The sequence below is a fragment of the Bacillus swezeyi genome, from assembly GCF_030908325.1.
In the GTDB taxonomy this organism is placed as follows: Bacteria; Bacillota; Bacilli; order Bacillales; family Bacillaceae; genus Bacillus; species Bacillus swezeyi.
The window spans coordinates 2,971,294-2,997,008 of sequence record NZ_CP133085.1 but is presented as its reverse complement, the minus strand read 5'-3'; the positions used below and the strand labels follow the sequence as shown (position 1 = coordinate 2,997,008).

At 42.5% G+C, this 25,715-nt stretch carries 28 protein-coding genes and 2 pseudogenes; 21 read left to right on the top strand and 9 right to left on the bottom strand.

The window, feature by feature from the left end; genetic code table 11:
• Positions 1–454: 454 nt before the first annotated feature.
• Entirely contained in the window at positions 455–1,714 is a 1,260-nt protein-coding gene (locus tag RBH91_RS14815; protein WP_302895595.1) for a cytochrome P450 family protein, read from the bottom strand.
• Between the two features lie 128 nt (positions 1,715–1,842).
• Positions 1,843–3,303 carry a DHA2 family efflux MFS transporter permease subunit gene (locus tag RBH91_RS14810; RefSeq protein WP_307892055.1) on the bottom strand — a complete coding sequence of 487 codons (1,461 nt, stop codon included), beginning with the start codon at positions 3,301–3,303 and terminating at the stop codon, positions 1,843–1,845.
• Positions 3,304–3,533: 230 nt separating this feature from the next.
• On the opposite strand from RBH91_RS14810, the gene RBH91_RS14805 reads away from it, so the two are divergent.
• Positions 3,534–4,130, top strand: coding sequence for a TetR/AcrR family transcriptional regulator (locus RBH91_RS14805; protein WP_307892054.1), 597 nt, complete (start codon positions 3,534–3,536; stop codon positions 4,128–4,130).
• Between the two features lie 183 nt (positions 4,131–4,313).
• Here the strand turns inward: RBH91_RS14805 and RBH91_RS14800 are convergent, their stop codons facing one another.
• Together RBH91_RS14800 and RBH91_RS14795 are read right to left on the bottom strand one after the other, a co-directional pair.
• Positions 4,314–4,976: an MFS transporter gene (locus RBH91_RS14800; protein WP_307892053.1), complete on the bottom strand. Its 663-nt coding sequence runs from the start codon at positions 4,974–4,976 to the stop codon at positions 4,314–4,316.
• Positions 4,977–5,480, bottom strand: coding sequence for an MFS transporter (locus RBH91_RS14795; protein ID WP_307892052.1), 504 nt, complete (start codon positions 5,478–5,480; stop codon positions 4,977–4,979). It lies immediately after the preceding gene.
• A gap of 187 nt (positions 5,481–5,667) precedes the next feature.
• Here RBH91_RS14795 and RBH91_RS14790 point away from each other — a divergent pair, with 187 nt between their 5' ends.
• From RBH91_RS14790 to RBH91_RS14780, 3 genes and pseudogenes are all read left to right on the top strand, one after another.
• Positions 5,668–6,225, top strand: coding sequence for a helix-turn-helix domain-containing protein (locus RBH91_RS14790; RefSeq protein WP_307892051.1), 558 nt, complete (start codon positions 5,668–5,670; stop codon positions 6,223–6,225).
• A gap of 542 nt (positions 6,226–6,767) precedes the next feature.
• Positions 6,768–6,946: pseudogene (locus RBH91_RS14785) on the top strand (hypothetical protein).
• A pseudogene (locus RBH91_RS14780) lies at positions 6,904–7,112 on the top strand (recombinase family protein); the annotation flags it as partial. The pseudogenes RBH91_RS14785 and RBH91_RS14780, both read left to right, overlap by 43 nt.
• Before the next feature lie 99 nt (positions 7,113–7,211).
• Here the strand turns inward: RBH91_RS14780 and sigK are convergent.
• Positions 7,212–7,937 (bottom strand): RNA polymerase sporulation sigma factor SigK, encoded by a 726-nt coding sequence (gene sigK / locus RBH91_RS14775; protein WP_003183729.1) that lies wholly within the window; start codon positions 7,935–7,937, stop codon positions 7,212–7,214.
• Positions 7,938–8,412: 475 nt separating this feature from the next.
• Here sigK and RBH91_RS14770 point away from each other — a divergent pair, with 475 nt between their 5' ends.
• On the top strand, positions 8,413–8,943 hold the full coding sequence (locus RBH91_RS14770) for a hypothetical protein (RefSeq protein WP_076797442.1): 531 nt from the start codon (positions 8,413–8,415) through the stop codon (positions 8,941–8,943).
• 182 nt (positions 8,944–9,125) lie between these two features.
• Positions 9,126–9,305, top strand: coding sequence for a hypothetical protein (locus tag RBH91_RS14765; RefSeq protein ID WP_307892050.1), 180 nt, complete (start codon positions 9,126–9,128; stop codon positions 9,303–9,305).
• An 83-nt stretch (positions 9,306–9,388) separates the two neighbouring features.
• Here the strand turns inward: RBH91_RS14765 and RBH91_RS14760 are convergent, their stop codons facing one another.
• The gene (locus RBH91_RS14760) at positions 9,389–9,868 is read right to left on the bottom strand and encodes a helical membrane plugin domain-containing protein (RefSeq protein ID WP_307892049.1); all 480 of its coding nucleotides are present in this window, start codon (positions 9,866–9,868) and stop codon (positions 9,389–9,391) included.
• Between the two features lie 21 nt (positions 9,869–9,889).
• The gene (gene fdhF / locus RBH91_RS14755; RefSeq protein WP_307892048.1) at positions 9,890–12,829 is read right to left on the bottom strand and encodes a formate dehydrogenase subunit alpha; all 2,940 of its coding nucleotides are present in this window, start codon (positions 12,827–12,829) and stop codon (positions 9,890–9,892) included.
• A 296-nt stretch (positions 12,830–13,125) separates the two neighbouring features.
• Between fdhF and RBH91_RS14750 the strand changes: the two genes are divergently transcribed.
• From RBH91_RS14750 to RBH91_RS14735, 4 genes are all read left to right on the top strand, one after another.
• Positions 13,126–13,491, top strand: coding sequence for a Na-translocating system protein MpsC family protein (locus RBH91_RS14750; protein WP_076761942.1), 366 nt, complete (start codon positions 13,126–13,128; stop codon positions 13,489–13,491).
• Positions 13,492–13,563: 72 nt separating this feature from the next.
• Complete coding sequence (locus RBH91_RS14745; protein ID WP_307892047.1) at positions 13,564–14,328, top strand: GNAT family N-acetyltransferase; 765 nt, start codon at positions 13,564–13,566, stop codon at positions 14,326–14,328.
• Positions 14,329–14,470: 142 nt separating this feature from the next.
• Complete coding sequence (locus RBH91_RS14740) at positions 14,471–15,202, top strand: SGNH/GDSL hydrolase family protein (RefSeq protein WP_076761940.1); 732 nt, start codon at positions 14,471–14,473, stop codon at positions 15,200–15,202.
• Between the two features lie 77 nt (positions 15,203–15,279).
• Positions 15,280–15,441: a hypothetical protein gene (locus RBH91_RS14735; RefSeq protein ID WP_307892046.1), complete on the top strand. Its 162-nt coding sequence runs from the start codon at positions 15,280–15,282 to the stop codon at positions 15,439–15,441.
• Between the two features lie 111 nt (positions 15,442–15,552).
• Here the strand turns inward: RBH91_RS14735 and sda are convergent, their stop codons facing one another.
• Entirely contained in the window at positions 15,553–15,693 is a 141-nt protein-coding gene (sda, locus tag RBH91_RS14730; RefSeq protein WP_006637642.1) for a sporulation histidine kinase inhibitor Sda, read from the bottom strand.
• A gap of 365 nt (positions 15,694–16,058) precedes the next feature.
• Between sda and RBH91_RS14725 the strand changes: the two genes are divergently transcribed.
• Genes RBH91_RS14725 through RBH91_RS14690 form a run of 8 tightly spaced genes read left to right on the top strand, consistent with a single transcriptional unit; the run spans position 16,059 to position 21,086 of the window.
• On the top strand, positions 16,059–16,577 hold the full coding sequence (locus tag RBH91_RS14725) for a YqeG family HAD IIIA-type phosphatase (RefSeq protein ID WP_076761968.1): 519 nt from the start codon (positions 16,059–16,061) through the stop codon (positions 16,575–16,577).
• A gap of 3 nt (positions 16,578–16,580) precedes the next feature.
• A complete protein-coding gene (yqeH, locus tag RBH91_RS14720) occupies positions 16,581–17,681 on the top strand; it encodes a ribosome biogenesis GTPase YqeH (protein ID WP_307892045.1) in 1,101 nt (366 codons plus the stop codon).
• A 19-nt stretch (positions 17,682–17,700) separates the two neighbouring features.
• Entirely contained in the window at positions 17,701–18,531 is an 831-nt protein-coding gene (gene aroE / locus RBH91_RS14715) for a shikimate dehydrogenase (RefSeq protein ID WP_307892044.1), read from the top strand.
• Positions 18,531–18,821, top strand: coding sequence for a ribosome assembly RNA-binding protein YhbY (yhbY, locus tag RBH91_RS14710; protein ID WP_307892043.1), 291 nt, complete (start codon positions 18,531–18,533; stop codon positions 18,819–18,821). Before aroE ends, yhbY begins: the two co-directional genes overlap by 1 nt.
• 20 nt (positions 18,822–18,841) lie before the next feature.
• Complete coding sequence (locus RBH91_RS14705; protein ID WP_307892042.1) at positions 18,842–19,411, top strand: nicotinate-nucleotide adenylyltransferase; 570 nt, start codon at positions 18,842–18,844, stop codon at positions 19,409–19,411.
• Positions 19,401–19,964 carry a bis(5'-nucleosyl)-tetraphosphatase (symmetrical) YqeK gene (gene yqeK / locus RBH91_RS14700; RefSeq protein ID WP_307892041.1) on the top strand — a complete coding sequence of 188 codons (564 nt, stop codon included), beginning with the start codon at positions 19,401–19,403 and terminating at the stop codon, positions 19,962–19,964. Before RBH91_RS14705 ends, yqeK begins: the two co-directional genes overlap by 11 nt.
• Before the next feature lie 13 nt (positions 19,965–19,977).
• Positions 19,978–20,331, top strand: a complete 354-nt coding sequence (rsfS, locus tag RBH91_RS14695; RefSeq protein ID WP_307892040.1) for a ribosome silencing factor — start codon at positions 19,978–19,980, stop codon at positions 20,329–20,331.
• The gene (locus RBH91_RS14690; protein WP_307892039.1) at positions 20,331–21,086 is read left to right on the top strand and encodes a class I SAM-dependent DNA methyltransferase; all 756 of its coding nucleotides are present in this window, start codon (positions 20,331–20,333) and stop codon (positions 21,084–21,086) included. Before rsfS ends, RBH91_RS14690 begins: the two co-directional genes overlap by 1 nt.
• Before the next feature lie 67 nt (positions 21,087–21,153).
• Here RBH91_RS14690 and comER read toward each other — a convergent pair whose 3' ends face one another.
• On the bottom strand, positions 21,154–21,975 hold the full coding sequence (gene comER, locus RBH91_RS14685; RefSeq protein ID WP_307892038.1) for a late competence protein ComER: 822 nt from the start codon (positions 21,973–21,975) through the stop codon (positions 21,154–21,156).
• Positions 21,976–22,057: 82 nt separating this feature from the next.
• Between comER and RBH91_RS14680 the strand changes: the two genes are divergently transcribed.
• From RBH91_RS14680 to RBH91_RS14670, 3 genes are all read left to right on the top strand, one after another.
• Positions 22,058–22,693, top strand: a complete 636-nt coding sequence (locus RBH91_RS14680; protein ID WP_307892037.1) for a helix-hairpin-helix domain-containing protein — start codon at positions 22,058–22,060, stop codon at positions 22,691–22,693.
• 68 nt (positions 22,694–22,761) lie between these two features.
• The gene (locus RBH91_RS14675) at positions 22,762–23,331 is read left to right on the top strand and encodes a ComE operon protein 2 (RefSeq protein ID WP_076761930.1); all 570 of its coding nucleotides are present in this window, start codon (positions 22,762–22,764) and stop codon (positions 23,329–23,331) included.
• A 6-nt stretch (positions 23,332–23,337) separates the two neighbouring features.
• Positions 23,338–25,662: a DNA internalization-related competence protein ComEC/Rec2 gene (locus tag RBH91_RS14670; protein ID WP_307892036.1), complete on the top strand. Its 2,325-nt coding sequence runs from the start codon at positions 23,338–23,340 to the stop codon at positions 25,660–25,662.
• Positions 25,663–25,715 lie beyond the last annotated feature (53 nt).

Here is a 25,715-nt window from a genome sequence, read left to right as displayed (position 1 = left end):
GGCTTAATCAATATATCCAAATAAGAGGATAGTAGAAAAACTCATTTATATACGTTAAGGTGAACTGTATCATAAATAGGAAGAGTGGTTTATTCAACAATCGGGCGCTTCAATTGAAGAAATGAAAAGCACATATTATTCATGTAAATATGTGCTCTTTTATATTTTTTAAGGACTTTTTTAATTTAGTCTTGATAAACGGTGTTTGATTGTGATGACTATTATAGCTAAAGGTGCATTGCTATCTCTATACTAAACGTGTAAAGATTTAAACGGGACGGCTATTAATGATGACTTAACATCTGAAACAGAAAACTAGTTTCTTTTTAGCTTATAAAAGAAAAAACATACCAATAAATATAGTATGTTTTTATTTGACATCTTATATATTAAGTTCTCTTTTAACTCGGATATTCATGTATTTAGAACCAGCCTCTGGCTTCTTGTGCAATTCTTAGAAAGACACTGGCAAGGAGGTTAGTCCTTGTGAACTAAGCATAAAATGCCAATCGACATCTTCCCGAGGGATGCTAAGCCTGAGATTTGGCATGCGTTTTAAAAGAGTTGTAAACGCAACGTCGCCTTCTACACGTGCTAAAGGTGCTCCCAAACACATATGAATGCCGTGGCCAAAGGCGAGATGACGTTTCATTGTGCGTGTAATATCAAGTTCTTCAGGATCTGCAAACTGTAACTCATCCCGGTTTGCAGATTTTAATACAGGAATTACCACATCACCTTTTTTGATCTGCTGGCCAGCGAGCTCGATATCTTCAGTGGCAAAACGCGGTCCTGCAATTGTGGCAGGGCCATCAAAGCGCAGCAGTTCTTCTACAGCTGCGGGCACCAAATGAAGGTCCGCTTTTAGCTTCTTTAGTTGTTCCGGGTGATCGAGTAACATCAGAGAGCCAGTCGCAATTAAATTAGAGGTTGTCTCATGACCTGCAAAAATCAATAGCGAAATTAAGGAGAGCAGTTCTTCTTCACTGAGCCGGTCACCTTCCTCTTCAATGGCAATCAATTGGCTAATTAAGTCATCTGCAGGCTGCTGACGTTTGTCGGCTACAAGCTTTGCGATGTATTCCCCAAAGGCGCGTATCTGCTCTGCCACTCCCGGGTCTTGCCTCCCCAGTCCCAGGCCATGTGCAATAGCAGCAGACCAACTACGAATTTTTCCTTGGTCTGTTTTCGGAACACCAAGCATGTCAGAAATGACATTAATCGGCAGGGGATAGGCATAGTCTTTGACAAGGTCCATTTCTCCTTTATGTTGGACTTGGTCAAGTAATTCGTCAGCAATCTTTTGTACACGAGGGCGCAAGCTTTCCATATATTTAGGTGTAAAAGCTTTGGATACTAATCTGCGTAACCGCCGATGATCAGGATCATCAACAGAATTTAAAGATTTTCTAGTCAAGAAGGTAGGAGGGGCAGATGAATCAGCTTGGGCTTTCCACATGTTGCTGGTACCGTCGATAGAGCTCTCATCTACAGTAAAGCGGGCATGATCTTTTAGCACTTGCATGGCTTCATCTATACGCGTAACCATCCAAGCTTGGCGTTTTGTCTCGCCCATTGGAAACGTGACAGGAATAACGGCGCCCATGTTGCGCATCTTTGTGAATATATGAAACTGATTTTCTTCACTTCTACCGCTAAATACGTCCAATATGTTTTGCTCAGGTAAGATGTTCTCTGAATTTGAATGATTCATCATAGCCTTCCTTTCTCCATGTGTTTATTAGCAAAGCTTCTGCTGACTCAATTACAAAATAAGAAATCTTTAGATAACGTTATATACCATATAATGACCTCCTTATTTCAAACTTCAGTTCTTTCCTTCTACATTTCAGCTGTTTTTTTTACAGTCATGTCTCCAGAAGCTTTTTTAGCACGTTTGATAAAGAAGGAAAGGACTAAGCTAATGATTCCAATGATCAGAATGACAAGGTATGCGTCATTTACCCCTTTGATCGAAGCTTCCATCATCATATGCTTGGATGTTTCACCGGCCTCATCCTGAAGGAAATTCTTTGTGCTGTTTGTCATAACAGTTACAAGCAATGCAGTTCCGATTGCACCGGCTACTTGTCTAATCGTGTTTGAGATCGCCGTGCCATGTGCATACAATCCCGATGGCAATTGGTTTAAGCCTTCAGTCTGAATAGGCATAATCACCATTGCCACTCCAATTCGGCGCAATGTTGACATTAGGATGAGATACGTATAGCTGGTTGAATCCGTTAAACTAATAAAACTTATCGTTGATAGGATGATAATCGTTATACCGCTGATGATAAGCCATTTTGCTCCAAACCGATCAAAAAGCTTTCCAACTGCTGGACTTAGCAAGCCCATGAGAAGTGCGCCCGGAAACATCAGGATTCCAGACTCCAGTGCCGTAAACCCGCGAGCATTTTGAAGGTACAGGGGAAGAATCATCATATCTGCATACAACATCATGGTAATACCTAGATTTATAATGGTGGTCAAGGTAAACATTTTGTATGTAAATGCTCGGAGATCCAGCAGTGGATTTTGAGAGGTGAGCTGTCTCCACGTGAATAGGGTAAGGGCGATAATTCCTGCAAAGATGGAAACTATCACTTCTGTACTTGACCAGCCATTGTTACCAGCTTCACTAAATCCGTATATTAAAGCGCCAAATGCAATAGTGGAAAGAATCACACTTATCATGTCAACATGAGAACGGACAGTTTCGGATACGTTTTTCAGATAAATAAATCCACAGATGATAACAATAGCTGCAAAAGGGATCATTCCGTAAAACATAGCCTGCCAAGGAAATGTCTCCAGAACATAACCGGCAAGAGTCGGTCCGATTGCTGGCGCAAAGATAATGGCTAATCCTACCATGCCCATTGCAGACCCTCTTTTCTCTGGAGGAAAGAGGGATAGCACAACATTCGTGAGTAAAGGCATAATAATTCCAGCGCCGGCTGCTTGAATCAACCGTCCGGTTAACAGTACAGCAAAATTGGGTGCCATTGCAGAAGCAATTGTTCCGACAAGAAAAATAATCATAGAGCTCTGGAATAATTGGCGAGTTGTAAAACGTTTCATTAAGAAAGCTGTAATAGGAATCAAAACCCCATTTACTAACATATAACCTGTTGTGAGCCATTGAGCAGTTGAAGCATTAATATGAAAATCATTCATTAATTTCGGAATGGCAACGCTCATAATCGTTTGATTAAAGGTAGCAAGGAAAGCGCCTATTATCATCACAAACATAATAGGTCCTTTTTTGATAGAGTCGTTGATGGCAGTACTCTTACTCAAAATGTATTCATCCTTTCAAATCCATCATAGAACTAATTTACAAAATGTTGTATAATTAACAGTGTGTAAATGAAATTATACGGACAATGTAAAGAGTACACAAGCTACAAATATCCATGAAGTGTAAAATAATTTACATATATTAGTTTTGTGTTGTTTACTTTAGAGAAATACGACATATCTCTTTAAAATGTAGCTTTGCGACTCGGGAAGAAAGGAAACAAGATATCATGGAAAAGAAAAAGTCTCAAACAGATCCCCGCGTCATCCGTACACGGCAATTAATCAAAAATGCGTTTGTTGAATTACTTGAGGAAATGGACCTCCAAAAAATAACTGTCAATCGTTTGGCTGAGAGAGCAACGATTAATAGGGTTACTTTTTATCTTCATTATCGTGATATTCCAGATATGCTGGAAAAGATGGCTGACGATATGATTGAGGATATATCATTTCTTTTTAAGACACCATTGGATCATGTTCCAACAAATGAGTGGAGTTGGAGCATTCTGGAACATTTACTTGAGCATATAGCTGAACATAAAACGTTTTATAAGAGTATTCTAGCTTCTAGGAAAGTGCCTATTTTTAGAGAACGGCTATCGATGTTTATGAAAGATGTATTAGTTTCCAGGTTAGAAAGAAGTGAGAAAGAACCTCACATGATAACCAGTATGGTAAAAAAAGACATTTTTGTTTGGTATGAATCCTCAGCTTTAATAGGGACAATTATTTCATGGCTTCAAAACGACATACCATATACTCCATCATTTTTAGCTGAGCAATTTTCTCTCCTTCATTATAGAGGGATTCATGATAAGGTTTAAATTGTTAAGTTTGCTTAATCTATATGGACACAAATTTAATCACTATTTTTTAACCATAAATTCGTGAAAACATATAGAAATGATGAAAATGGAGATGAATATCTAAATAAAAAACCCAGCTTCATCTTTACAATAGAGAAGCTGGGTTAATTATTTCAGGTAGTTTTTAAAGTGTTAAAAATATTACATAGTTGTTTTCAACTCATTTACTTGAAAATTAGATTCTTTCTTCTTCCTAACTTTTAAAGTTAATAGCATTAATATGATTGAAACAAAAAGTAATAATAAGAATGCAAAATTATAAGAGTGTGTTATATCTTTTGCAACCCCAACGAGTATAGGGACAGCACCACTTATAATGTAACCATCGAATTGAATCATAGCAGTCCATTGACTAGCATCTCTTGGTGTAGTTGTTGCGTCTAAAGGAAGGATCATTGCTATTGGAAATAATCCTCCGGCACCAATCCCAGTCAAAATAGCACTAATAATGGGTGAAATACTTCCAGCTATTAACGTGATTATCCCGATAAAATAACATAAAGTACATAGAATGATCCAAGGTTTTCTATTTGAACTATTATTAATTAAAATAGGGATGAAGCTGAAAATCATCTGTATGATTGAAAAAACAGTAGCAGTTGTTGCTGCGTATGTGTCACTAAAACCTACTTCTTGTACTTTTGGAGCTAGCCATGTTGTAAAAGAATAATACATGCCAGACTGGAGGCCAAAAATCACCATAAGCAGCCATACATATCGATTTCTCCAAGGTAATTGGTTTTTTTGTTTTACAGACTTCCCTTCTACACTTTTCTTTAGTTTAGATTTTTTAATTATTGGCATTCAAACAATTATTCCAATTCCAGCGAATAAAGCCCATATTGCTAAAGCGATGTTCCAAGAATTATTAAAAGAATGCATAGCAGGCACTACCAACCCAGAACTTAAGGATGCTCCAACGTCCATTCCAGCTGAATAAACACCAATCATTGAAGATGAATATTTAGGGAGTTGTTTTTTTATATATCCAGAGATAAGTGGACCGGCTATTAAAATCCCAATTCCGGTAAGTACAGCTGTCATTAATAATAGAAAAGGGAAGGTTGCCATAAAGCGCAACGCTGTTGCTAATCCAATTAATAAGACTGAAAATGCAATGGTCAATTCAATTCCCCATCGTTGACTAAGCTTTGCAGCCACAGGAGCAAATACCTCCATACAAAAAACTGGGAGGGCTGTAAGTAAACCAACCGAAACATTAGACATTTGTAAGTCTGCCTGAATAGTTTTTAAAACTGGAGAGATTGATGTAATGGAAGCACGTAAGCTCATGGATATAACAAACAAAGAAAAGATGCTCCAAATTATATAAATGTTTCCCTTTTTTTCATAATTATAAACGCTCCTTTTATGAGTTTAGATGATTATTTGATATAATATAGTTAACTTTTTTGTTTGGATGTATACTATAGTTATATATTAGGTATACTATAATATATTTTTTGGATAGAATCAATGCGAAAGGTGTGAAAAAGTGAAGGAAGAAAATATTGACTTATCCAATCAGGTAGGGATTAAACTTAGAGAAATTCGAAGAAGTAAAAAAATTAGCTTGGAAGAGTTGTCTAATTTAAGCAATGTCAGTAAATTAACTCTAGGTAAAATTGAAAGAGGCGAAGCGAACCCAACAATAAATGTCTTATGGAAAATATGTAGAGGATTAAATATTCCATTAGCATCTTTACTAACTTTTGAAGAGGAAATTGAAGTACACCGATTTGTGCCTCCCCATCACTTTGCGGGACAAAATAATGATTGGTTTATCAACCCATTGTTTAAGGCATTTGGCACGCTTGAATGGTATAGAGCATGTATCGATCCAAACAGTGAGTACAGTGAGTCACATTTGGCTGGATCTGAAGAAATCGTACTTGTATTAAATGGTCAATTGGAAATGAAAGTTGGAGAGGAAAAACACCAACTAAACAAGTGGGATGTCATTAAATTTAAAGGTGAAGAGATTCATACGTACATAAACCGTTCAGACGAAAAAGTGTACTTAATGATCTCTTTAACCTATACAAGCTCTTAAGCCTAAACTTTTCAAGAGAGGGATTTTTTGTTTATCACTGGTTATTTTAATACTACCGGATGAGGATAATCTTAATTCGAAAAGCAAGTTAATTTAAGATCAGGCTACCACATGTGGTAGCTTTTTTATTTACAATAGGGGCAGTATTCTGTTATATACCAGGGTTTCTTCTAATTCTTGCCCTCTTTCTTTCATGTTTTCTTAAATAGTCCCTTCAATAAAAATTTGTAATATTGAAATTGCATTAATTAACTGGCAATGAAAACACTACTCTCATTTTTACTCTCAAATAAGAATAAATCTTTGTAAACGATAATAAGCGCATGTTGATTTAATAGGCTTTGAATAGAAAATAAAAACTCTCCTATTGAAGATCTAAGGAGTGTAGAAATGTCTCAACAAAACATCGATTGTTTCAAACTATCGGTGTTTTTTATTTTTTGCATATTCATTGAAACGTTTAATAAAACTGTAGTTTAATTTAAAATCTCCTCATTTGGACAAACAGCTGTTACATAGCATTACCCAAAGGGTGATGCATGTTGAAGGTGATAATCATCGAGGGACCGCAAGCTGACAAATGCATTAACGATTGCTATCATTATTTAATAAAACTTTATAGGAAGGAGATCCAGAGTGATGGAAATATATGTAAGGGTATCGGCCGAGGAACAAGCGATCAAGGGATCAAGCATCGACAGCCAGATCGAGGCCTGTATAAAGAAAGCAGGGACTAAGGATGTGCTGAAGTATGCCGATGAAGGATTTTCTGGTGAGCTTTTAGAACGTCCGGCTTTGAATCGCTTGAGGGAGGGTGCAAGTAAAGGACTTATAAGCAAGTCATTTGTTACGATCCTGACCGACTTTCTCGGAGAGTTTATCATCGATGACAAAAAATGTTTTTAATAACACTTTCCTATATTTCTTTTAAAAGAAACTTTAATGAAATAGAGAAAGCCGGAATATTAGATCCGGCCTCTTCTAAATTATTTCCCCTTAGCCTTCTTCCGCTTCTCCTTCTCCGCCCGGTAAAACTCATGAAACATCTTCATCAGCGCGCGTTTCTCAATCCGGGACACATAGCTCCGCGAAATCCCGAGCTCCTTTGCGATTTCGCGCTGCGTTTTTTCTTTCTTCAAATCAAGGCCGAAGCGGCCGACAATGACTTCTTTTTCTCTGCCGTCTAAGATGTCGATGTATTTTTTTACTTTTTCAAGCTCCATGTTGAGCTGGATCGTGTCGATGACGTCTTCGTTTTCCGATTTGAGGACATCGATGAGGCTGATTTCGTTTCCTTCTTTGTCTTGGCCGATCGGATCGTGAAGGGAGACGTCTTTTTTCGTTTTTTTCAAAGCGCGAAGATGCATGAGGATTTCGTTTTCAATACATCTCGCAGCATACGTGGCAAGCTTTGTTCCTTTTCCGGCCGAATAGCTTTCGATCGCCTTGATCAGCCCGATTGTTCCGATGGAGATCAGGTCTTCGGCATCTTCCCCGGTGTTTTCAAATTTTTTGACGATATGGGCGACAAGCCTGAGGTTATGCTCAATCAGCATGTTTCTCGCGTGCTCATCCCCTTGGGCCATCAATTCTAAGTACTTCTTTTCGTCGCTGCTTGATAGCGGTTGTGGAAAGGCATTGTTTTTCACATATGATACTAAAAAAACAAGTTCCTTGATGACATACCCGAGCGCTGCAAAAACACCTGTCATTAATCGGCACCTCCACAAAATGTATGTAGGCAGAAGCCTATATATAAATGTATGTGGGAGGGGGGCTGTCTGTGTCTGTACGGGGCAAAATTACTGTTGATCAATTTAGGCGGATATGAAAGCTGCATCCATTCCTCATCTATGGAGAATGAGCAATAGTTAATAATCGTGATATTTGACTCAATTTAAAATTAGACTAAAGTTGGATTGACTTGTTTCTATTAAAAGTAAAATATTTTTTCGACATCGATAGACAAAACTAGGCAAAAATCACTGTTGAAATTCAGTATGGACTAAAATACCATTTACAGTAGATTTGATTGAAGGACGGTAGAAATATGCTGAATAGTAGAGTGAAAAAACTCTCCGTTTGTGCAAAAAGATATTTTTCCAAGAAGGAAAACGGTTTTATTGACATCTATATGCTTTTTTTTAGCTGCTGTTATTGAAAGTTTGATTTCAAGGGGGTGAATACATGCTGACACGATTAAAACGGCATGTTAATACGATCATTTTGATTTTGCTATATACAGTGGGGATTCAGATTGTATCTCAATCCATCCTGTATTCAAAAATAGATGAATTAGAAAACTCAAATATTCAAAATATTGACCTTTTTCTTTTTGTGATCAATTTGCTTATCGTTATATTTTCTGTGTTGTTTATTTTCTTTCAATCTTGTTTGTATAAAATCTTTTTAGTCTTTTTTCAGTTTGATAAAACGATATCTTTTATGAGAAATTTTTCACATGTATTAAAAGGAACAATGCCGTTTGTGATTGTGTGTTTGATTTATGAATGGTTTCCGATCAAAGGCAATGCATTCGAGCTGTTAAATCAACCATTTATTAATGCGGTAAATGTCATTGTGACAAATGCCATATATGTTATTTTTCTGAAAAGGGACTTGGAAATAAGTGCAGGGAAGGCATTTATCATTGGATGTATGCTCGTTTTCTTTAATCTGCTGTTTATCACGATCAGCAAATTTTTTATATCATACTGAAAGCCGATCATTACCTCATGATCGGTTTTTTGTTTCCACCCATTCCGCACCTTTTGCAACCGCTTCCAACTTTTGTTCATTTACAAAAGTTAACAGGTGAGCGATAATAAAGATGAGGGGGTGAGGGTGCCGGACGGCCAAGAAAAAGGGGTAAAAGTTATTAAAAAAGTCTGGCACGGCAGATGAAAAACAAACGCATTTTCATTCTTTCATTGATTGTGTTGAGCGTCATTATGATCGGAATTCAGGAAACATTTGCGAACCCGCTGACGACAGGTTTAATGATTTTAGTCCTTGTGACAACTGTTTTTCATATTTTAAAAGAATCGCTGAACAAACAGGATGAAACACACGGCAAATGAGGCGCTGGAAGCGGCAGACCGCTTTTATGGCCAATAAGACAACCGGCTCAGGGCCATGAAAGGGTGAGCCGGTTGTCTTATTTTTATTCTTTCAGCGCTTTTCCCATGCCTTTTAAAAACTGAAGACCGAAACCGACGGCCCGATTGATGTCCGGGTCATTCATGGCTTTCAGCAGATCAAGGATGCCGACTTTTTTATCGTCTTTTAAAAAATCCTGTCCTTGTTTTGTACCGGCGATGATGCCTTCCAAGAGTTTGCCCATGACTTCGGGATCGGCTTTTGTGAGGGCCCCGCCGGCCGCGATCGCCGTATTGATCAAGTTTTTGGCGGGCTCCCGTGACAGCTGGTCGAGGGCGATTTTGGCGATGTCTTCTTTTGCCTGAACCATGCTGTCTGCGGCGTCAAGCACGCCAAGGCCGTTCAGTTCGCCGAGCAATTTCATCGTTTTTGAGACGGCGTCTTCATTCTCTGCTAAAAGCGCTTTTAGTTCTTCCAGCTTTTCAAGCTTGGTTTCCTCATCAGAATTGTTTTCCTTTTGGATGGCAGTAATCGGAGTGGCCATTGTGTGATTTCCTCCTTGCATTTAGTCTGTCAAATGGATGTATCCCGGCCGCTTCCATTTCCGTTCGACTTCAGCCCCGTTTTGCGGATGGCGTTTTTTGTTCCGCGGATTCGTTTTCGGCAGCGGCGGCGCTTCACAGGATCCGAGCACTTCCATACGCACTTTTGTCTGTTTATAAGCGGGCGTATTTGTGCGCGCATCGACCGCCGGGCCGGTTAAAAAGTTAATCGCTGACTCTTTGCTGATCGAATTCATGGGCAGGTACAGCTCATTTGACCGCACCCGATCTGTAATGAGCGCAGTTAGTTTAACGGCTCCAAACGGTGAGATGAGCCTGACAAGCGATCCGTCGCAGATTCCCCGTTCATTTGCAAGCTCTGGAGAGACCTCAACAAATACGTCAGGCACTTTCGCTTGGATTCCGGATGATTTATTGGTCAAATTGCCTTCGTGGAAATGCTCAAGCATCCGGCCGTTGTTGATATGAAGGTCGTATGCTTCAGGGAATTCGGCCGGCTCCGTCCAGTCTGCGAGCACAAAACGCGCTTTTAGATCAGGGAAGTTAAAACCGTCTTCATAGAGGAGCGGTGTATGTTCTCCAGTTAAGCTGCCCCATAGAAAGCTGTTCCAGCCTTCAAGCACCTCATAGCTTGCTTTTTCGAATAGGGGAGACAGGCTCGCCATTTCTGAGAAGATGTCCCCCGGATGATTGTAGTTCCAGCCTGCTCCTAAGCGATTGGCGATTTCCTGAATAATGCGCCAGTCAGGCTTTGAGTCTCCGAGCGCCGGAAGTGCCTGATACAGCCTTTGGACGCGGCGTTCTGTATTTGTAAAGGTTCCTTCTTTTTCAAGCGAAGGTGCCGCAGGCAAGACAACATCGGCGTACTGAGCTGTTCTGGAAAGAAATATATCCTGAACGATGAGAAAATCAAGTCCTGATAAAATATCATGGACACGGTTCGCGTTTGAATCGACAAGGGCCATATCCTCACCGACGATATACATCGCTTTCATATCGCCTTTTTCAATCGAATGAAGCATTTCGATATTATCGAGTCCCGGTGTACTGTCGATTGCCACGCCGTAAGCTTCTTCGAATTTTCTCCGCGCCTGATCATCGCTAATATGCTGATATCCCGGCAGCCAGCCCGGAAGCGTCCCCATATCGCATGCGCCTTGGACATTATTGTGGCCGCGGAGCGGGTATGCGCCTGCGCCTGGCCGTCGGTAGTTTCCGGTTGCTAAGAGCAGATTTGAAATCGCGGCTGACGTATCGGAACCGCCGGTATTTTGGGTGACACCCATTCCCCAGAGGATGCAGGTGCCATCGGCGTCGCGGATCATTTCGGCGATGTCGATCAGCGTTTGTTTTTCAATGCCTGTCATGCTTTCTGCATATTCAAGTGTATAGGTTTCAAGGGATTGTTGATATTCTTCAAAGAAATTCACATTATTTTCAATAAAAGCTTGATCATGCCAGCCTTGATCGATCATATATTTTGTCACAGCCATTAGCCATACCTGGTCTGTTCCTTGCCGCGGCCTGATGAATAAATCTGAGCGCTCGGCCATCTCGTTTTTGCGAAGGTCGGCTACGATCAGCTTTTGTCCGCTAAGTTTATGGGCGCGCTTCACACGGGTTGCTAATACCGGATGCCCTTCGGCCGGATTGGCGCCGACGATGATCACAAGGCCGGCATTCGCGATATCTTTAATTGTCCCTGCATCACCGCCCATTCCGACCGTGCGGAACAGTCCGTCTGTTGCCGGAGACTGGCAATAGCGGGAGCAGTTGTCGACATTGTTTGTGCCAAATACTTGCCGGGCCAGCTTTTGCATCAAATAGTTTTCTTCATTTGTAATTTTCGAAGAAGAAATAAAGCCGACAGCATCTTTTCCGTACTGCTGGTGAATTGAATCTAAACGCCGGGCGATGAAATCGAGCGCTTCTTCCCAAGTCGATTCGACAAATGTATCGTTTTTGCGGATCAGCGGTTTTGTAATCCGCTCTTCAGCGTTTACGAAATCCCATCCGAATTTCCCTTTCACACAAGTTGAGATGGCGTTGACGGGCGCCTCTGAAACAGGCTGAATCTTCAAGATATCCCGGCCTTTCGTCCAAACTTCAAATGAACAGCCGACACCGCAAAAGGTACAGACGGTTTTTGTCTTTTTAGTGCGTTTTGATCGCATGGCCGCTTCTACTTCAGAAATTGCAAAAATGCTGCTGTAGCCCGGTTCCACGTCTTTGACGAGATCAATCATCGGTTCCATGACATCTGTTTTGATGCCTGTCAAAAAGCCCGCCTGGCCGAGCATTGATTTTTCCATTAAGGCGTTGCACGGACAAACGGTGACGCATTGTCCGCAGCTGACACAAGAAGAGTCATTGATAGAAACGCCGTCATCCCAGATCACTCTGGGCCGTTCCCGTTCCCAGTCGATGGAGAGCGTCTCATTGACCTGCAGGTTTTGACAAACTTCAACGCATTGTCCGCAAGCTATACACTGGTTCGGGTCATAGCGGTAAAAAGGGTGTGACATGTCAACGGCAATAGAGGGATCTTCCTTCGGTGCATATGGGTATTTCTGCTCTTCAATCCCCATCATTTCCGCTGTATTATGCAGGGTGCAGTTGCCGTTATTGTTGTCGCAAACCGTGCAATAGAGCAAATGGTTTTCAAGAAGGCGGTCCATCGCTTCCTTCTGCGCTTCTTTCACCTGTTCTCCTGACAGATTGATAGACATTCCATTCTCTGCTTTGAGGGAACAGGCCCGTTTTAATTTGCCGTCTGCTTCGACAATGCAGGTATCACAAGTTTGAATCGGATCTGTCTCAGGAACATGGCAGATCTGCGGATGTTCAATTCCATTTTCATTCAAAATGTCCAAAATTGTTGCCCCGGCCTGCGCTTCAAATTCTGTGCCGTCTATTCGGACACTGATCGACTTTCCATCCATCTTTGTTTCCCTCCATCAATGTGTAGAAATCACAAAAAAGCCATGTACAGATATACCGGCCCCTTCCTGGATGACGGCATAAACATACATGGCGGAATAGTTCACTAGCAAGACTTACTAACAGACCAATCCTGTATTTTGATAATAGATAGATTCATAACACGGTTCTTATTACAAATCCATCAACTGGGTTTTATTATAAAGTGATATTTATTATAATTCAATAGAATAGGAAAATTTTAACCAAGTTAAGTGTTTGTGGGGACATACAGGGTTTTAGCGGAAGGGGTACAATGATGGCTAAAAAAATACACGAGTTTAATGATATGATTCGCAAGCTTCGAAAAGAGCTGTTTGGAAAAGGGCCGGAACGGATTCACACGGTATTTGTCGACAATATGGCGGTTTCGACGCTTTACGGCAACTTGACCGCAAGCGAGCAATTTATCGCAAGTACGCCGGAAGGGAAAGAAATGGTGCATGCGGCAAGGACGAGCCTGATTCAGAAGCACTATTCAAATCATGCGCCTGAGGGTATGGAACAGCTAGTCGGCGCCAAGCTGGAGCACCTATTTACAGACATTAAAATTCAAGAAGACATTGCCGTTTCTGTTTTTATATTTGATCACAACATAGATGGCGAAAATTGCGCAAACGGGTAAGAACACCATGTATGATGGAACACTCGAGCTCTACGCACGCGGTTTTCTTTCAGATAGGAGGGAAAGAGACGGATGATACAACTGACACCGGCAGACATGTTAACAGCCAAACAAATGTTAACAGAGGGAAGTCCGACATTTTCTCATGCTTTAGCCGAAGGAATCATTCCCGGGAAAATTTTTGCCGACGATCCCGCATACCCGCGTACAGCGCTTTTTCAAACCTCGTCAGGCATTTACTACCTCGCAGGGACGCTTCCTGACACCGGAGGGGACAAATGGCTTCATTATTTGAATGAGCAGAGGAATGGCGGGCGCTTTACCGTGCTTTCGGCTTCAGAAGATTGGGATGCTTTTTTAATAGGCGGATTGAAGGAGCCGCTAAAACAAATGAAGCGCACAACTTTTTCTTTTGCGGATGAACGCAGCAATCCGAGGGAAGAAATCGGTGTGAAGATCGAAATGTTTCATGAAGCCGACTGTAAGCAGAGTGTGCATTTCTCCGAAAAATATGCTGATGAATATTGGGGAGGAACCGCGAATTTTTTAAAGAACAGCTTCGGTTTTAAAGTGCTGCATGAAGGCAGGACGGTCAGCGAATGCGTCGCCATCTTCCGCTCGGAGCGTTTCGCTGAGGTTGACATCGCTACACATGCGGATTTCAGGGGGAAGGGATTTGCCGTGCACTGCGCCCGAGCATTCATCTCATATTGCAAAGACCATAAGCTGGAGCCGCGCTGGGATTGTGACCTTCACAACAAAGCGTCAATCCGCCTTGCAGAGAAATTGGGCTTCTGCCCTCTCAAAACCTATTCTCTGTTTGTCGAAAAACGGTGAACGAATGCGAATGTTTTTAAACGGAGGGGACAGGTTAAAGGCGTAGTATCATTCATTATCCGATTGGCCATAGAGAGCCCTCCCGTTGAAATCGCCGAATCTCTTCTATATGATCGTATTATTGGCTTTTGGAGGTGAAACGATGAAAAAAATGTTCGCAATGGTCCTCGTTATCTTGCTGCTTCTTTCTGGCTGCGGAAAGGACAGCACGCGAAAAATCGTTGCATTTGGCGACAGCAATACACGCGGTTCAAATTGGCAGTTTCGTGATTATCCAAAAGCGGAAAAATGGGTTAATTTACTTCAAACTTCACTTCGTGGAAAGTACAAAATAGACAATGCGGGAATTGGCGGAGAAACGACTGAAGATGCCAGGTTTCGTTTCAAGAAGGATGTGCTAGACAAGCGGCCGGCATATCTGTTTATCATGTTTGGAACGAATGATGCGGCAATTTTTGCAAAAGGGGTTCCGCGCGTATCAAAAAAAAGATTTAAAGAAAATCTTTTTTATTTCGTCAAAGAAAGCCGCCGCCATGGCATAGAGCCGGTTTTGATGACATGTCTTCCGCTCGTTGAAGGGAGCGGGAACAACATCTTTTATTATGCGAGATATCGGGCTGCTTCGTTTGAAAAATACGGAGGAGCGAGGAAGTGGCATGATTCCTATAATCAGGTCACAAGGGAAACGGCCCGCAAATTGGACGTAACACTTATTGACAACTGGAAAAACATCGTGAACAAGGCAGGCGGGGCAACGGATGAGAAATTGATCAAATCGGGGTTTATCGACCCATCGGGAAATCACTTAACCCCAAAAGGCGCTCATATTATATTTGAAGGAATTAATGAAAGCAAAGTCATAAAAACTTCTTGAGACACGGTCAACGGCCTAACCATTTCTCCTTTTTGTTCATAGGCTGTTACTATAACTGTCCAAAGGAGGAATGTGCAATGACCTGCGGATATCCTTTTCCTGCTGGTCCATGTTCTTATCAGCCTTATCCCGGATATTCAGGCGCAGCATACGGCTATGCTTTTATTGTCGTTCTTTTGGTCGTCCTGCTGGTTATCGGCGGGTTTTACTGGCTTAGTCCTTACGGATTCTTCAAATAGCACCTCTTTAGCCGGAGGTGTTTTTTCATGAAAACAGTAGTAAGCGTATTATTCAAGTGATATAATATCAACTTAAGTGAAAAAAGCGGCAGAACGCCCGGAAGTGCTTAACTACGAAGAGACTGAAAGCAGATGACCGAGCGACCTTCTTTTAATTTCAGTTTCAATCAGCTCGATGAATTCGCGGTTTAAATTCATCTCATTCGCTTTAATGTATGATTCTATTAAAAGTTCATCAGACAGCTTTCTCATACTTGGTACCCATTTAATGGGGAAGACACCTCCTCAAGAAAATTGGCATAACCTGTTTTGAACCTACATAGAATGTTAAGTTATATGATCTCTGTTTGAAGTACCTATAATCTATCATGAATATTGGGCAAGAACAATCGTTCTGTTATCCACACCAAAAAGTGGATAACTTGTGGGTATCATGTTTATAATTTAATAAAAGGTCGATGAAATAAGAGTGGATACTGTGTGTAATTTTATCCACACCTGTTGAAGAATCCTATTATATGTCGAAAACTTTTCGGACAGCCGATTTTTTAAGACACTTTTAGATTTGATTCGACACATTGAAAAAGAAGCAGTAAGTGAAAGGAAAGGTGCGGCTTGTGTTAAAAAAGTTTTTTCTGCCGGATGAATTTGTTAAAGATATTTTTCATATTACCCCTGAGAAGCTAAAAGAACGCAATGTAAAAGGGATTATTACGGATTTGGACAACACGCTTGTTGAGTGGGACAGGCCAAGCGCCACACCGCGTCTCATCGAGTGGTTTGAAGAGATGAAGGAGAATGGCATTAAAGTCACAATTGTCTCCAATAATAATGAAAAACGCGTCAAATTATTCTCTGAACCGCTTAATATCCCATTTATTTATAAAGCGAAAAAGCCGATGGGCAGAGCATTCAGGAAAGCCGTAAAAAATATGGGCCTTAAAAAAGAAGATGTCGTCGTCATTGGGGATCAGCTTATGACCGATGTTCTCGGAGGAAACCGCAATGGCTTTCACACGATTCTGGTTGTACCCGTGGCCGCTTCCGATGGCTTTTTTACGCGTTTTAACCGCCAGGTGGAACGAAGAATTCTCAGCGCATTAAAACGGAAAGGCCATATTCAGTGGGAGGAGTAAAAAATGGAAAAGGTAGTTTGCGTCGGATGCGGAGTCGCCATCCAAACCGAAAAGAAAAATGAACTGGGCTACGCGCCTGAAGCATCTCTGCTGAAAGATGATGTGATTTGCCAGCGCTGCTTCAGACTGAAAAATTATAACGAAATCCAGGACGTCTCCCTGACGGATGATGATTTTTTGAAAATCCTCCACGGCATCGGGGAAACGGATTCGCTTATCGTCAAAATCGTCGACATCTTTGATTTTAACGGAAGCTGGATTAACGGATTAAACCGTTTTGTCGGAGGAAATCCGATCTTATTAATAGGAAACAAAGCAGATATACTTCCGAAATCAGTCAAACGCGAGCGTCTCGTTCATTGGATGAAACGCGAGGCAAAAGAACTTGGTTTAAAGCCTGTTGATGTCTTGCTTGTCAGCGCAGGGCGCGGACAGGGAATGAAAGAAGCGATCGAAGCGATAGAGCATTACAGACAGGGCAAAGACGTATATGTCGTCGGATGCACGAATGTTGGAAAATCAACGTTTATCAACCGGATTATTAAAGAGGTATCAGGGGAAGAGGATATCATCACAACATCCCAGTATCCGGGGACAACCCTTGACGCGATTGAGATCCCTCTTGATGACGGTTCATCGATGTATGATACCCCGGGAATCATCAACCATCATCAGATGGCCCATTATGTCGCTAAACGCGATTTGAAAATATTGACGCCGAAAAAGGAGCTGAAGCCCCGCACTTTTCAGTTGAATGAAGAACAGACGCTGTTCTTCGGCGGGCTGTCCAGGTTTGATTTTGTATCTGGAGAGAGATCTTCGTTTGTGTCCTATATGCCCAATGAATTAAACATTCACAGAACAAAGCTTGACAATGCGGATCAGCTTTATGAAAAACATGCGGGAGACATGCTGGCGCCTCCTGCCAAAGAGGACCTTGAAGCGTTTCCGGAGCTTGTCAGACACACATTTACGATCAGGGAGCCGAAAACGGATGTGGTGTTCTCAGGATTGGGATGGGTGACTGTCCAGGGTGCGAATCAAAAAATTGTCGCTCACGCTCCAAAAGGTGTCCACGTGTTTTTGCGCAGATCTTTAATATAAAAGCTAAGGGGAGAGGGTTATGAAACCGATATATGGGCTGATTGGAAATCCTGTTGCGCATTCCATGTCTCCAGACATCCATAATGCGGCTTTACAAGATCTTTCTTTAGATGGGTATTATCATGCTTTCCATGTTGAAAACGCCGATCTTGAAGATGCGGTGAAAGGAATGCGGGCGCTTGGTGTTCAAGGATTTAATGTGACGGTTCCCCATAAAGTATCGATCATGAAATACCTTGACCGCATTGATGACAGCGCAAAAGCGCTCGGAGCGGTAAACACTGTCAGACGAGAAAAAGAAGAGTTTGTCGGATATAATACAGATGGAGAAGGGTTTTTAAAATCGCTGGAACAATCTCTCGATAAGCCGGTTCGCGAGCTCTCGCTTCTGATTATCGGGGCCGGCGGTGCAGCGCGGGCCATTTTTACAACACTTGCGTCAAAGCTGCCGAACCGGCTTGATGTGGCTAATCGCACGCCTGAAAAAGCAGAAGCGTTCGTCAAGCTTTTTGAAGGAGAGGCGAAAACGCTGACTTTGCAAGAAGCGGAAACGAATCTGTCAGCGTATGATGTAGTGATTCAAACGACTTCGGTCGGCATGCACCCGAACGTCGGTGCTGCCCCGCTTTCTTTAGTGCAGGCAAAAGAGACTTGTCTTGTTTGTGATATTATCTACAATCCGCTTAAGACCGCTTTGTTAAAAGAGGCTGAGGCAAAAGGCTTAAAAGTACTAGACGGAGTCGGAATGTTCATCGGTCAGGCGGCACTATCCTTTGAGCTGTGGACCGGACATGAACCGAATATGGAAAAAATGAAATCAATCGTTTTGCGAAAATTAGGAGGAAAATAATGTTAACAGGAAAACAAAAACGCCATTTACGGCGGGAAGCGCATCATCTGTCACCGATTTTCCAAGTCGGAAAAGGCGGAGTCAACGATAATATGGTAAAACAAATCAGTGAAGCGCTTGAAGCCAGAGAATTGATTAAGGTGAGCGTGCTGCAAAATTGCGAGCAGCCCAAAGATGAAGTGGCGGAAGCTTTAGCAAACGGAGCGGGCGCCGAGCTGGTGCAGACGATCGGAAATATCATTGTGCTGTATAAGGAGTCAACAGAAAATAAACAAATTGAACTTCCTTAAGGCTTTAAAAGGTGGTTGACATGAGGAAAATCGGGGTTTTTGGGGGGACGTTCGATCCTCCGCACAACGGGCACTTGCTGATGGCAAATGAAGTGCTTTACAAAATGGGGCTTGATGAAATATGGTTTATGCCCAATCAAATTCCGCCGCATAAACAGGAGAATTCCTTTTCATCAAGCCGGCACCGGGTTGAAATGCTGAAGCTCGCCATTTCAGGAAAAAAGCATTTTAAGCTGGAGACGATCGAGCTTGAAAGGGAAGGCCCTTCCTATACATTTGATACGGTTTGTCTGTTAAAGGAACGGTATCCGGATGTCAAATTTTATTTTATTATCGGTGCGGACATGATCGAGTATTTGCCAAAGTGGTCTAATATTGACGAATTGACCAAATTGATCCAATTTGTCGGGGTCAAGCGTCCAGGCTTTCAAATTGAGACGCCTTACCCGCTTGTTTTTGTAGATGTGCCGGCATTTGAAGTATCTTCATCTTTACTCAGGGACCGCATTAAAAATCGTCAGCCGACAGATTATTTAATTTCTGACGAAGTAAAGGCCTATGTAAAGGAGAATCATTTATATGAAATGTGAGGAAGCACTTGCCTGTGTAAAAGAACAGCTGACAGAGCAGCGCTATACGCATACAATCGGAGTCATGGAGACGGCTGTAAAACTTGCCGAACGATTTGGCGCAGACGTGAAAAAAGCGGAAACCGCGGCGATTTTTCACGACTATGCTAAATTTCGTCCGAAAGAAGAAATGAAACAGATCATTTTGAATGACGGCAGGCCACTTGATGTGCTTGATTTTCATCATGAACTATGGCACGCGCCAGCCGGTGCGGTGCTCGTTAAAACGGAAGTTGGAATTACAGACGAAGACATTTTGTCAGCGATCAGATATCACACATCTGGAAGGCCGAACATGACCCTGCTCGAAAAAGTGATTTATGTTGCTGATTATATTGAGCCGGGCCGACGCTTTCCAGGGGTTGAAGAGGTTCGCGCATTGGCAGAAGAAGATTTGGATCTTGCGCTCATCCAGGCATTGAAAAATACGATCACTTTTTTATTATCTAAAAACCAAGCCGTTTTTCCGGAAACGGTTGCGACATATAATGCTTTTGTAAAAGAAAGATACTAGGAGGAATTTGTGAATGGATCAAGCTTCAATATTAAAAATAGCTGCCGAAGCCTGTGACGATAAACGTGCAGAAGATATTATCGCCATGAATATGCAAGGGATTTCTCTTGTGGCTGATTATTTTCTGATTTGCCACGGCAACTCCGATAAACAGGTTCAAGCTATTGCCCGGGAAATTAAGGATCAGGCTGAAGAAAATGGGATTTCAGTGAAGAAAATGGAGGGCTTTGATGAAGCCAGATGGGTCTTGATTGATTTAGGCGATGTCGTCGTCCATGTTTTCCATAAAGAGGAAAGAGGCTATTACAACCTTGAAAAGCTGTGGGGAGACGCCCCGCTTGAAGACCTTTCATTTGGAGTCAATTAATGATATATCAAGGGTTTTCCGGCGTTTATGACAGCCTGATGGCTCATGCTCCTTATGATCAGTGGGTCGAATGGATTGAAAAATCGATCAGTGCACAGCAAAAAGAGAATGTGCGAATTCTTGATCTAGCATGCGGAACCGGTGAAATATCGGTGCGCCTTGCTGAAAAAGGGTATGATGTCACAGGCGTTGATATAAGCGAAGACATGTTGGCCCAGGCTCAGCAAAAAGCGGCTGACCGCAAGCTGCAGATTCATTTTTTTCAGCAGGATATGCGCGCCTTAACCGGACATGGCCAGGAATTTGACGCAGTTGTGATTTGCTGTGACTCATTAAATTATGTCATTGATGAAAAAGGTGTTTTGGATACTTTTCAAAACGTTTTTTCGTTATTAAAAGATAACGGTCTTCTTTTATTTGATGTTCATTCTGTATATAAGATGGATCACGTATTTCCGGGAAGTACGTATGCTGACCAGGATGAAGAAATCAGCGTGATCTGGCAAAGCTATGCAGGTGAGGCGGTGCATTCGGTTGTTCATGACCTGACATTCTTCCTGGAAAATGGAGGCGTGTATGAACGCTTTGATGAATCCCATGAACAGCGGACATTTGAAGCTGAAGAATACAGCCGCTTATTAGAGACAGCGGGCTTTAAAGTAGGGGAAATAACAGCAGATTTTTCGGACCTGAAACCCGGGGCAGAAACGGAACGGCACTTTTATATAGCAAAAAAAGCGAAAACCATCGTTTAATATGACGATGGTTTTAAAAATGCCATTTTCCTTTGTTGAGAAAGCACCACGGATATGGAACAATGAATCACACAGGAAATTGCTTCTTGACTGCGGCAATATCCTCTTCATACTTCAAATGCGTGTTCCTGAACATTTGCCGGAACATATCCTGGGCGCCGTTTTCCAGTGCTTTTAAACCCTCTCCGGTCACTCCGCCTTTTACACAAACCTTTTCTTGAAGCGCCGGCAATGTGTAAACTTCTGTTTCAAGGAGCCGTCCGAGACCGACCAGCATCTCCTTTGACATCAAAATGGCGTCCTCTTTTGTCACAGATGTTTCTTTCACAGCTGCATGAATCAATTCTTGAATTAAGTAGCTGATAAAGGCGGGGCCGCAGCTGACGATATCTGAGGCGACTCGTGTAATTCCGCTTTCGATTTCCAGTGGAATTGATATTTTTTTCATTGTATCTGTGATCTTTTCTTTTGCCTCGGCATTGCAGCTCTCACCGAAAGTTAAAAGCGAAACGCCTGACAAAGCCCTGTTTGTAATGCTCGGAATCACTCTTGCCGCCTGACAGGAAACGACGCTTTCCAGCTGTTCGACCTGTACCGGGCTGGTTATGGTGATCAGAATCTGATCTTTGGAGAAAGCGGGTGCCAGTCGTTTTAACAAAGGGTAGATGTCCAGCGGCTTAACACAAATAAATACGGCCTCACTTTCCGAAATGACTTCTTCCGGCCGCTCTGCAACCTGAATGTCTGGAAATCGCTTTTTTATGTTTAACGCTTTGTCGATCGTTCGATTTGTAATTGTTAAAGATGAGGGAATGACTGCTTTAGATTCAATTAACGCCTCAATTAGTATAGTCCCCATATTTCCTGTGCCGATAAAGCCGATATTCAATCGTTCTCCCCTCCTTTAAACCTGTATCTTTTAAACGATATGAAAGTGCCAGTCAAAATATGTATGAAAGCAGGTGAGCAGTTTGCCGAATTGGCTTAAGCAATACAAATGGTTTGCAGCAGGGGGATTTGTGCTTGTTATAATCATCAGTGCAATCATCGTCATGCAAAACGTCAAGCATGAACCCTCCGCAAGCCCGAGTGTGCCTGATGAAGCTGCGGCTCATTCGTCTGACCGGCCGCAAACTGTAAAAAAGGATGAGAAAGCCAAAGAAGCAGAAGCGATAGTGATAGATCTGAAGGGGGCTGTGAAACAGCCGGGCGTTTATGAGATGAGGGCCGGCGACCGAGTGCATCATCTACTAAAAAAAGCTGGCGGCACAGTGAAAAAAGCAGCTGAGGAACAAGTCAATCTGGCTGCCGTTTTACAGGATGGCATGGTTGTTTATATTCCATATGAAGGAGAAGAAGCCGCTCCCATACCTTCTGAATCCGTAGCATCTGCCGCAGATGGCGGAGCGGGTCAGATGATCAATATTAATACAGCTTCCTCTGAAGAGCTTCAGGAGATTCCGGGTGTCGGGCCTTCAAAGGCGGAAACGATCATCACATACCGGGAGGAAAATGGCCCCTTTCAGACAATAGAAGACATTACAAATGTTTCGGGAATTGGAGAAAAGTCATTTGAAAAAATAAAATCCTCAATCTCGGTAAAGTAAATTGACGTTCTTGGATAAACATAGGTACACTTAGGGAAGCTTACATCGTATTTTTGGAGGGAAAACAAGTGGAACGCATTTCATGGGATCAATATTTTATGGCGCAAAGCCATTTGCTGGCGCTTCGCAGCACATGTACAAGACTTGCTGTAGGAGCAACGATTGTCAGGGATAAACGCATTATAGCGGGAGGGTATAACGGATCGATCGCAGGAGGCGTCCATTGTGCGGATGAAGGCTGCTATATAGTGGACGGGCATTGCATTAGGACGATTCATGCGGAGATGAACGCGATCCTGCAATGCGCGAAATTCGGCGTACCGACTGAAGGCGCAGAAATATATGTCACTCATTTTCCGTGCATCCAATGCTGCAAATCAATTATTCAAGCAGGCATTAAAACCATATATTATGCGAAGGATTATAAAAACCACCCTTATGCGGTGGAGCTGTTCGATCAGGCTTCCGTTAAAGTGGAGCAGGTAGAGCTGGACGAAATGATCATTGATTTGAAAAATCAAGAAAAACTATCATTTGTAGCCGATCTTATCAGACAGCTGTCTGAAAAAGGGCTTGAGGAAGAGGAAATCAGAAAAATACATGAGCAGGCAAATAGACTGTTCACAAGCTATGTTTAATTTGAAATGGCTAGATACCGCCTCTTCCCCTGCGGGGCAATTTCAGCGGCAGCTGGAATTGCTTTCGCTCAATCTTCATCTTTTATCTCCTTATCCGTCTTTTTATGTCTGCTTTTGATCTTCTGTTTGATCAAGAAACAATTTCTCCTCTTTATGATCTGTACAATGCTTTGCGGTTTTTACTTCATTTACTTTTTGATCGTTGACAACTTGAATGCCACTATTTATCAGGAGGGTGCATTTCATACGAATGCGGCTGTTCAGGATATTCCGAGAATGGATGGAGACCGCCTTACCTTCATAGCTGAAACATCTGCAGGAGAGTCGCTGAAGGCGGGCTATATCATCCAGTCTCCGGAAGAAAAAAGAATGCTTAAAGCGCTTGAACCAGGCAGCATGTGTTTCTTGAAAGGCGAATTAAAAATACCGAAAAGAGCAACGGTGCCGGGGACGTTTGATGATAAAGAGTATTTACGCGCAAAAGGAATTCACTGGAACTTTACGGTTCAATCGGTCGAAAGCTGCAAGCCCGGAAGCGGTCTTTCTTCATTTTTATTAAAAATCCGAAAATCCGGACTTGCTTTCATTGAAGACAGCATGCCTGAAACATCTGCCGGTATTGTACGGGCGCTTGCTTTCGGCGATCGTTTTCTCATTGAACAGGAAGTGCTGGACGGCTATCAAAGTCTTGGAATCATCCATCTTTTAGCGATTTCGGGATTGCATGTAGGCATTCTTTCCGCCGCCGTTTTTTATATACTGCTGCGTCTCGGCATCACGAGGGAAGGGGCAAAATGGGTTCTCATCATAGGACTTCCCGCCGCCGCCGTTTTAAGCGGCGGAGCTCCATCAGTGCTGAGGGCGGCGTTCATGACGGAAATATACCTGATCTCTTCTTTGTTTACAAAGCGCTTGAAGAGTGCCGAAGTTCTCGGCATTGCCTGCCTTGGTTTGCTGCTTTACAAGCCCTATATGCTTTTTCAGGCCGGGTTTCAGCTTTCCTTCGCCGCTTCCTTCGTCTTCATTCTTTCAAAAGAGATATTGGCCAAGCAGAGAAATCGAATTGGTCAATTGCTAATGGCTTCTTTTTTGGCTCAGCTCGGTTCCCTTCCGATTCTCCTCTTTCATTTTCAAGAGTTTTCATTTCTCAGCGTTCTCATGAATTTATTTTTTGTACCGTTTTATGTGTGCATCGTTATGCCGCTGTCATTTGCCAGTTTACTGGCTCTGTTATTAGTGCGCCCTGTGGGTGAAGCTGCGGCCGGCATGCTTGATGTGCTGCTTGGATGGAGTCATATGGCGGTAAAAACTGTTTCTTCCGCAGATATGTTTACGTTCACTGCCGTCAAACCGGATGGTATTCAACTGCTTTTTTATCTCGTGTCTATCTGCATGCTTCTGATATCTATGGAAAAAGCGCTCTCTTTCAGAAGACTCGTCATTCCGTCCTGTCTGCTCGCCGCTGTTTTGCTGTTTCATGCGGCCAAGCCGCATTTAACTCAGGGTGGGGAGGTTACAATGCTTGATGTCGGACAGGGAGACAGCATGTATGTCAGTGCTCCCGGACAAAACGGCACTGTCTTAATCGATACGGGGGGGATCGTTTCGTTCAAGAAGGAGCCATGGAGAGAAAGAAGAAAAGCTTTTTCCTTGGGAGACAGTGTGCTGCTGCCGTTTCTTAATTCAAAAGGGATTAAAAAGCTTGATGCTTTAATTCTGACGCACGCCGATCAAGATCATGTCGGAGAAGCCGAGTTTTTGATGAAGAAACATAAAGTAAAGCAATTGATTGTACCGAAAGGCTATGCGGCGGAATCGTCAGATCAGGAACTTCTCCGCCTTGCATTAAAAAGAGGTGTTGATGTTAAAGTGGCTAAAAGAGGCGACCGGCTGAACATAGGCGAGCTGGAGTTTTACGTTCTTTCCCCGGAAACGGCAGACGGCAGCAAAAATAACAGTTCTCTCGTTTTGTGGATGAAAATGGGCGGTTTATCCTGGCTTTTGACAGGCGATTTGGAAAAGGAAGGCGAGCGGGAGATTGTAGAAGTCTTTCCCCGTCTGAAAGCTGATGTTCTAAAAGTCGGTCATCACGGCAGCAAGGGTTCGACAGGAGAGGAACTGATCGAGCAAATCGAGCCAGAAACAGCTCTTATTTCAGCAGGGGAAAATAACCGCTACCGCCATCCGAACAAGGAAGTGCTGGACATTTTAAACCGGCATCACGTCAAGGTCTTCAGAACAGACCGCGACGGAGCGATTCAATACCTATTTAGAAGGGGGAACGGAACGTTTTGGCTCCATCCTCCATATGATAAAGTACATTCCCCATAATAAAAAAGACTGCTGTTCAAGCAGTCGTTGGCTGATGGAAAGTGAAAAGGTTC

What these genes read in the sequence shown, in the direction of transcription:
- RBH91_RS14740 (WP_076761940.1), top strand. Translation starts at nt 14,471, where the DNA reads ATGAAAAAAATGTTCGCAATGGTCCTCGTTATCTTGCTGCTTCTTTCT.
- RBH91_RS14770 (WP_076797442.1), top strand. Translation starts at nt 8,413, where the DNA reads ATGCTGACACGATTAAAACGGCATGTTAATACGATCATTTTGATTTTG.
- RBH91_RS14690 (WP_307892039.1), top strand. Translation starts at nt 20,331, where the DNA reads ATGATATATCAAGGGTTTTCCGGCGTTTATGACAGCCTGATGGCTCAT.
- RBH91_RS14765 (WP_307892050.1), top strand. Translation starts at nt 9,126, where the DNA reads ATGAAAAACAAACGCATTTTCATTCTTTCATTGATTGTGTTGAGCGTC.
- RBH91_RS14760 (WP_307892049.1), bottom strand. Translation starts at nt 9,868, where the DNA reads ATGGCCACTCCGATTACTGCCATCCAAAAGGAAAACAATTCTGATGAG.
- RBH91_RS14705 (WP_307892042.1), top strand. Translation starts at nt 18,842, where the DNA reads ATGAGGAAAATCGGGGTTTTTGGGGGGACGTTCGATCCTCCGCACAAC.
- yqeH (WP_307892045.1), top strand. Translation starts at nt 16,581, where the DNA reads ATGGAAAAGGTAGTTTGCGTCGGATGCGGAGTCGCCATCCAAACCGAA.
- sigK (WP_003183729.1), bottom strand. Translation starts at nt 7,937, where the DNA reads ATGACAGGTGTTTTTGCAGCGCTCGGGTATGTCATCAAGGAACTTGTT.
- RBH91_RS14805 (WP_307892054.1), top strand. Translation starts at nt 3,534, where the DNA reads ATGGAAAAGAAAAAGTCTCAAACAGATCCCCGCGTCATCCGTACACGG.
- RBH91_RS14750 (WP_076761942.1), top strand. Translation starts at nt 13,126, where the DNA reads ATGGCTAAAAAAATACACGAGTTTAATGATATGATTCGCAAGCTTCGA.
- sda (WP_006637642.1), bottom strand. Translation starts at nt 15,693, where the DNA reads ATGAGAAAGCTGTCTGATGAACTTTTAATAGAATCATACATTAAAGCG.
- RBH91_RS14735 (WP_307892046.1), top strand. Translation starts at nt 15,280, where the DNA reads ATGACCTGCGGATATCCTTTTCCTGCTGGTCCATGTTCTTATCAGCCT.
- yqeK (WP_307892041.1), top strand. Translation starts at nt 19,401, where the DNA reads ATGAAATGTGAGGAAGCACTTGCCTGTGTAAAAGAACAGCTGACAGAG.
- rsfS (WP_307892040.1), top strand. Translation starts at nt 19,978, where the DNA reads ATGGATCAAGCTTCAATATTAAAAATAGCTGCCGAAGCCTGTGACGAT.
- RBH91_RS14815 (WP_302895595.1), bottom strand. Translation starts at nt 1,714, where the DNA reads ATGAATCATTCAAATTCAGAGAACATCTTACCTGAGCAAAACATATTG.
- yhbY (WP_307892043.1), top strand. Translation starts at nt 18,531, where the DNA reads ATGTTAACAGGAAAACAAAAACGCCATTTACGGCGGGAAGCGCATCAT.
- RBH91_RS14800 (WP_307892053.1), bottom strand. Translation starts at nt 4,976, where the DNA reads ATGCCAATAATTAAAAAATCTAAACTAAAGAAAAGTGTAGAAGGGAAG.
- RBH91_RS14670 (WP_307892036.1), top strand. Translation starts at nt 23,338, where the DNA reads ATGGCTAGATACCGCCTCTTCCCCTGCGGGGCAATTTCAGCGGCAGCT.
- aroE (WP_307892044.1), top strand. Translation starts at nt 17,701, where the DNA reads ATGAAACCGATATATGGGCTGATTGGAAATCCTGTTGCGCATTCCATG.
- fdhF (WP_307892048.1), bottom strand. Translation starts at nt 12,829, where the DNA reads ATGGATGGAAAGTCGATCAGTGTCCGAATAGACGGCACAGAATTTGAA.
- RBH91_RS14745 (WP_307892047.1), top strand. Translation starts at nt 13,564, where the DNA reads ATGATACAACTGACACCGGCAGACATGTTAACAGCCAAACAAATGTTA.